This window comes from Pseudomonas sp. GM78 (assembly GCF_000282475.1).
In the GTDB taxonomy this organism is placed as follows: Bacteria; Pseudomonadota; Gammaproteobacteria; order Pseudomonadales; family Pseudomonadaceae; genus Aquipseudomonas.
This window is the reverse complement of the sequence record NZ_AKJF01000042.1, coordinates 21,330-27,414: the sequence shown is the minus strand read 5'-3', so window position 1 is coordinate 27,414 and position 6,085 is coordinate 21,330. Positions and strand designations below refer to the sequence as shown.

Genomic DNA, 6,085 nt, shown 5'->3' with positions numbered 1-6,085 from the left:
TGTGGCGGGCGATGAATTCGTTACGGGTGTCGAGGAGGGCAGTCATGGGCAGTCCTCAGGCGTCGGTCTGGTCTTGGATCAGGCGGTCGTAGGCGGCCTGATCCAGCAGTTGGCCGACCGCGGCAGCATCAGCGGGCTGGAAACGGAAGAACCAGCCTTCGCCCAGCGGATCTTCGTTGACCAGTTCCGGGTTGCTGTCCAGTTCCGAGTTCACGTGCAGCACCTCACCGTCCAGCGGCATGCCGATGCTGCTGGCAGCTTTCACCGACTCCACGACCGACACTTCGGTACCGGCGTCGAAGCTGCCCAGTTCAGGCACCTGAACGAACACCACATCCCCCAATGCCTGTTGGGCAAACGCTGTGATGCCAACGGTGACCGTGCCATCAGCTTCGGTACGCAGCCATTCGTGTTCGACGGTAAAACGCAATTCGCTCATATCAACTCCTCATTGTTCAGACTCATCCGCTGCAGGTGGCGGAGGCGATGGGCAGGCTCGAGTGTGGGTAGCGAGCTTGGCTGGAGGAGAGATAGCAAGGGTGGTGCCAAGGTTAATTAGTTGTTTTAAATCAATGGTTTAGTGATTTATTAGGCAGTTTGATGCGCGGTTGCCGTATTGAAATCAAGACAGGCACGGGAAGGGAAGGGGCCGAAGCCCGGTGTAGGCAGGTTGAGAGGGTTTTGTCTTGATTTCGATACGCTGTATCGATTTACACACGGTACCAAGTGGTACTCAACCCCTGTGGGAGCGGGCTTGCCCGCGATTGCGGTGTATCAGATAAGAAAATGGTGACTGACACGGCCCCATCGCGGGCAAGCCCGCTCCCACAGGGACTGCAAGTGTTTCTGAAATCGGCGATCAGGATTTATTGGGAATCCCGTATTTGCGCAGCCGAATGGCAATCGCACTATGTGACGTTTGCAAACGTGCCGCCAGCAGGCGGCTGGACGGGTAGCTGCGATAAAGCTGCTCCAGCAGATTCTTTTCAAACCCTTCGACAGCCTCCTCCAGGCTGCCCACCTCGCCATCGTTCTGGCGCTCCACAGCCGTTCTGGCGATGTCGAGGTCGTCGATGTCCACCAGCGGGTTTTCGCAGATCGCCGCAGCGCGGAAGATTACGTTTTGCAGTTGCCGCACGTTGCCCGGCCAGCGGTTGCCGAGCAGGGCGGGAAAGGTGCTGGGCGCCAGGCGACAGACCGGGCGCTGGATCTGCGCGCAGGCCTGCTGCATGAAGTGCTGGGCCATCAACAGGATATCGTGGCCACGTTCGCGCAGCGGTGGCACTTGCAGGTTGAGCACATTGAGGCGGTAGAACAGGTCTTCGCGAAAGTGCCCTTCGCCGACCATTTTTTCCAGGTCGCGGTGGGTCGCGCTGAGGATCCGCACATTGACCTTGACCTCGCGATCGCCGCCGACCCGACGGAAGCAGCCATCACTCAAAAAGCGCAGCAGCTTGGCTTGCAGGTACGGCGACATCTCGCCGACTTCATCGAGAAACACCGTGCCCTGGTCAGCCAGTTCCAGCAGCCCGAGCTTGCCGCCCCGTTGCGCCCCGGTGAACGCGCCGGGGGCATAGCCGAATAGCTCGCTTTCGGCCAGGCTCTCGGGCAGCGCCGCGCAATTGAGCGCCAGGAATGGCTTTTCACGGCGACCGCTGATCGCGTGACAGGCGCGGGCCACCAGTTCCTTGCCGGTGCCGGTTTCACCCTGGATCAACAGCGGTGCGTCGAGGGCCGCCACCCGTTGCGCGCGGGCCTTGAGCGAGCGGATCGGCGGCGACTCGCCGAGCAGCGCATCGAAACCTTCAGCGTGGTCATGGTGCAGCGCCGACAGGCGTTCGCCGATGCGGTTCGGTTGATAGAGGGTGAGCAGGGCGCCGGCGTCGGTGATCGGCATGGCATCGAGCAGCAAGGTGTGGCCGCCGAGGCTGACCTCGTGCATGGGCAGGCGGAAATGGTGGGCGATCAAGGTGCGTTGCAAATCGGCGTCGTCGAACAGCGTGCCCAGCGATTCACCGGCCGGCTCGCGACCGCACAGGGCGATCAATGCCGGGTTGGCCAGCAGCACGTGCCCACGATCATCGACCGCCAGCACCGGGTCGGAACTGGCGGCGAGCAAGGCATCCAGTTGCAGGCGCCGACGTTGCCCGGGAAGGATGTCGACCATGGTCACCGCCTGCACGCCGCGCACGCCGAACAGTGCCTCGCGCAACTCTTCCAGCACTTCGGTGCCGAGGGTCGGGGCGTCGATGTAGACGTTCGGTGGCACCATCTCCACGGCGTCCAGATTGAAGCTGCGCCCGCCGAGCAGGGCGAGTACTTCCTGGGTGATGCCGACGCGGTCGATGAAGGTGACGTGGATGCGCATGACGGGCCTGCAAGATGGGCGAACGGAAATCAGTATGCCGGGACGAATTCTAATTTGGCGAGCGTCACCTCATCCGCTGGCGGTTTTGCGCGCGCTGGCGGCCAGGTCCTCGAGGAACGCCTGGAGGATCGGCGGCGGTGCCACGCCGCGCCGGGTGATCACGTCGAACGGCGACTTCAGCCGCAGGCTCGCCGGACCCAGTTGATGCATCTCGCCTGACTTTAGCCACTGGGCGGCGAAGTGCTCGGGCAGAAAGCCCATGTAGGCGCCGGAGATGATCAGGATCGCCGAGGCCTCGATGTTGTCCACGGTGGCCGCCGCCTTGTTCACGCCCAAGTGTTCCAGGTCGTATTGCTGCATGTAGCCGCGCACGACGATGCGGCCCGCGGCGATTTCTTCAAGCAGCTCGGCACCTTCGGCCTTGCTCCCGTACAGCGGATGTCGACGCCCGCAATACAGGCCCAGCGCTTCCTGGTACAGCGGCGCTTGCAGCAAGCCCGGGACATGGATCGGGAAGTGCCCGATGGCCAGGTGCAAGCGACCGTCGAGCACCCGCTCTTCGAGTTCTGCCGGGGTACCGACGTACACGTTCAGGTGCACGTCATGCCCGCGCGAGACGAAGCGCTGGGTGGTGCGCGGGATCGGCGAATCGGGGTCGGTGATGGTGGTGTCGATGATCCCCAGGTTGAGCTTGCCGCTGATGTGCTGCTTGAGCACGTCGGCGTCCATGCAGAAATTTTCCACCGCCGACAGCAGGCGCTGGGTGGCTTCGTGAATCGCCACGCCTTGCTCGGTCAGGCGAAAACCGCTGCGCCCGCGCTGGCAGAGTTTGACCCCAAGGCGGGTTTCCAGGTGGGTCATCTGTTCGCTGATGGTCGACTGCCCGGCGTTCAACGCCGCCTGGGCGGCCGAGAAGCCGCCGCAGCGGACAATCGTGGCAAATACCCTGAGCAGTTTCAGGTCGACATCGTGCAGCTGGATCATCGGGAACCTCCGGCATGGGATGCATCGGGAATGCCGATATGAGTATCTGATGTTTAGCATTTTTTCCACGAAAACCTGCGCTCATAGTCTTTCCAACGGCGGTCGCCTTGCAGTCCGTCAAGCCGATAACAAGAAGTGGAGAGGCTAGAAATGTCGAACAACGGTTATGAATCCGGTCGCCTGAACCTGCCATTCGTGGGTCATTGCACCTTTGGCAAATCCCCGGTGTGCACCGATTGGGACGCGCTGGATGCCGACGTCGCGGTGCTTGGTGTACCCAATGACATGGGCACCCAGTGGCGCTCCGGGGCACGCTTCGGACCCCGCGGGATTCGTGAAGCATCGACGCTGTTTTCCTTCGGCCACGCCGGCGCCTATGACCACGAGGACGACGTGATGTACCTGACGGCGTCGGACGTGCGCATGGTCGACGTCGGTGATGCCGACATCGTCCACACCGACATGGCCACCAGCAACAAGAACACCGAATACGCCGTGCGCAAGATCCTCGATGCCGGTGTGATGCCGGTGGTGCTGGGCGGCGATCACTCGGTGCACGCGCCGGTGATCAAGGCCTTCGAAGGGCGCGGCCCGATCCACATCATCCACTTCGATGCGCACCTGGACTTCGTCGACGAGCGCCACGGCGTGCGTTACGGCCACGGCAACCCGCTGCGCCGCGCCTCGGAAATGAACCACATCGTCGGCATGACCCAGATGGGCATCCGCAACGTCTCGTCGTCCAACCGCGACGACTACGAAGCGGCCCACGAAGCCGGCTCGAAGATTCTCTCGGTGCGCGATGTACGGCGCCTCGGCGTCGAAGGTGTACTGGCGCTGATCCCGCAGAACATCAACTACTACATCACCATCGACATCGACGGTTTCGACCCGTCCATCGCCCCCGGCACCGGCACCCCGAGCCACGGCGGGTTCCTCTACTACGAAGTGCTGGAAATCATCCAGGCCCTGGCCAAGCGCAGCAAAGGCAACATCGTCGGCATGGACCTGGTGGAGGTTGCACCGGTGTACGACCCGACCGGCATGACCTCGATCCTCGCCGCGCAGCTGCTGCTCAACAGCATCGGTTTCATCTTCCACGAGCGGGGCAAGGTCCGAGCGGCCGCTGAAAGCGAAACCTCTCCAGCCTGAACATCGAAACCACAAAGCCCCGGCAGTGCCTGACTGCCGGGCAGAGAGAATAAAAATGGACACGATCGTCAAGAATTACCTGCAGAAGTTCGGCATCAGCGAAGCCACCCAGACCTTCCTCGGCAAAGCGCAAAAGATGTTCATTGGCGGCGCCTGGGTTGACGCCAGCGACGGCCAGATGTCCGAAGTCATCGAGCCCTCGACCGAAGGCCTGATCACCCGCATTCCCATGGGCACCACCGCTGATCTGGACCGCGCCGTGCAAGCCGCCCGTGCCCAGTTCGACGGTGGCGAATGGAGCCAGGTCAAGCCGGCGCAACGCGAACGCCTGATCCAGCGCCTGGCGGACTTGATCGAACAGAACGCCGCCGAACTTGCGCAAATCGAATCGATCGACATGGGCAAGTCGGTCGCCTTCGCCAAGGACGTCGATATCCAGGGCACCGTCGATACCCTGCGCTATTTCGCTGGGTGGGCCACCAAGCTCCACGGGCGCACCGTCGAGCCGTCGCTGCCGGGCAATTACCTGGCCTATACCCGCAAGGAAGCGGTGGGCGTGGTCGGCGCCATCGTGCCGTGGAACTTCCCGCTGCAAACCATGGCCTGGAAACTCGGCGCGGCGCTGGCCACCGGTTGCACCGTGGTGGTCAAGCCTGCCGAGCTGACCTCGCTGTCGGCCCTGCGTTTTGCTGAACTGGTGCAGGAAGCGGGCATTCCCGACGGCGTGATCAACATCGTCACCGGGCGCGGCAGCGTGGTCGGCGCGGCCATGACCACCCACCCCGGCATCGACAAATTGACCTTCACCGGTTCCACCCCGGTAGGCCTTACCGTTGGCCGCGCGGCGCTGGACGACATGAAGCGCCTGACCCTCGAACTCGGCGGAAAGTCACCGGTCATCGTGTTGGCCGATGCCGACATTCCGGCCGCGGCACAAGCGGTCGCCAATGGCGTGTTTTTCAACTCCGGGCAGGTATGCGATGCCGGCACGCGGGCTTATATTCATAGCAGCGTCTACGACGAATTCCTGCGTGAGCTGATCGCCTACACACGCACCCTGAAAATGGCCCCGGGTCTGGACCCGGACTGCTTCATCGGCCCACTGGTCTCGGCCCTGCAAAAGCAGCGCGTGACCGAGTACATCGAAACCGGCAAGGCCGAAGGCGCCGAGCTGGTCTACGGCGGCCAACCGGTCGATGGCCCTGGCTTCTTCGTCGAGCCGACCATCTTCGCCAACTGCCGCAACGACATGCGCATCGTCCAGGAAGAGATCTTCGGCCCGGTGCTGGTCACCGCACCCTTCGACGATGAGGAAGAGGCGCTGGCCCTGGCCAATGACTCGCCCTTTGGCCTGGCGGCAGCCCTGTATTCCAACGACCTGGGCAAGGTGCACAGCCTGATACCCCGCCTCAAGGCCGGCTCGGTCTACGTCAACGCCCACGGCACCCTCGACCCGTCGATGCCGTTCGGTGGCTACAAGCAGTCCGGGTTCGGCAAGGACCTGGGCGCCGAGCAGCTCGATTACCTGCTCGAAACCAAGGCGGTGTGGATCACGCTGCCGTGAGTCATGGCTGACTCTTG

General features: G+C 62.8%; 5 protein-coding genes. 2 read left to right on the top strand and 3 right to left on the bottom strand.

Annotated elements, in window-relative coordinates:
- Positions 1-55 precede the first annotated feature (55 nt).
- The 3 genes from gcvH to PMI35_RS27030 all read right to left on the bottom strand — a co-directional run bounded on the left by gcvH (position 56) and on the right by PMI35_RS27030 (position 3,352).
- Entirely contained in the window at positions 56-439 is a 384-nt protein-coding gene (gcvH, locus tag PMI35_RS27020) for a glycine cleavage system protein GcvH (RefSeq protein WP_008055767.1), read from the bottom strand.
- Positions 440-859: 420 nt separating this feature from the next.
- A complete protein-coding gene (locus PMI35_RS27025; RefSeq protein WP_008055765.1) occupies positions 860-2,368 on the bottom strand; it encodes a sigma-54-dependent transcriptional regulator in 1,509 nt (502 codons plus the stop codon).
- Positions 2,369-2,437: 69 nt separating this feature from the next.
- Positions 2,438-3,352, bottom strand: coding sequence for a LysR family transcriptional regulator (locus tag PMI35_RS27030; RefSeq protein ID WP_008055764.1), 915 nt, complete (start codon positions 3,350-3,352; stop codon positions 2,438-2,440).
- A gap of 150 nt (positions 3,353-3,502) precedes the next feature.
- On the opposite strand from PMI35_RS27030, the gene speB reads away from it, so the two are divergent.
- Complete coding sequence (gene speB / locus PMI35_RS27035; RefSeq protein ID WP_008055762.1) at positions 3,503-4,504, top strand: agmatinase; 1,002 nt, start codon at positions 3,503-3,505, stop codon at positions 4,502-4,504.
- Between the two features lie 55 nt (positions 4,505-4,559).
- The gene (locus PMI35_RS27040) at positions 4,560-6,068 is read left to right on the top strand and encodes an aldehyde dehydrogenase family protein (protein ID WP_008055761.1); all 1,509 of its coding nucleotides are present in this window, start codon (positions 4,560-4,562) and stop codon (positions 6,066-6,068) included.
- Positions 6,069-6,085: the final 17 nt, after the last annotated feature.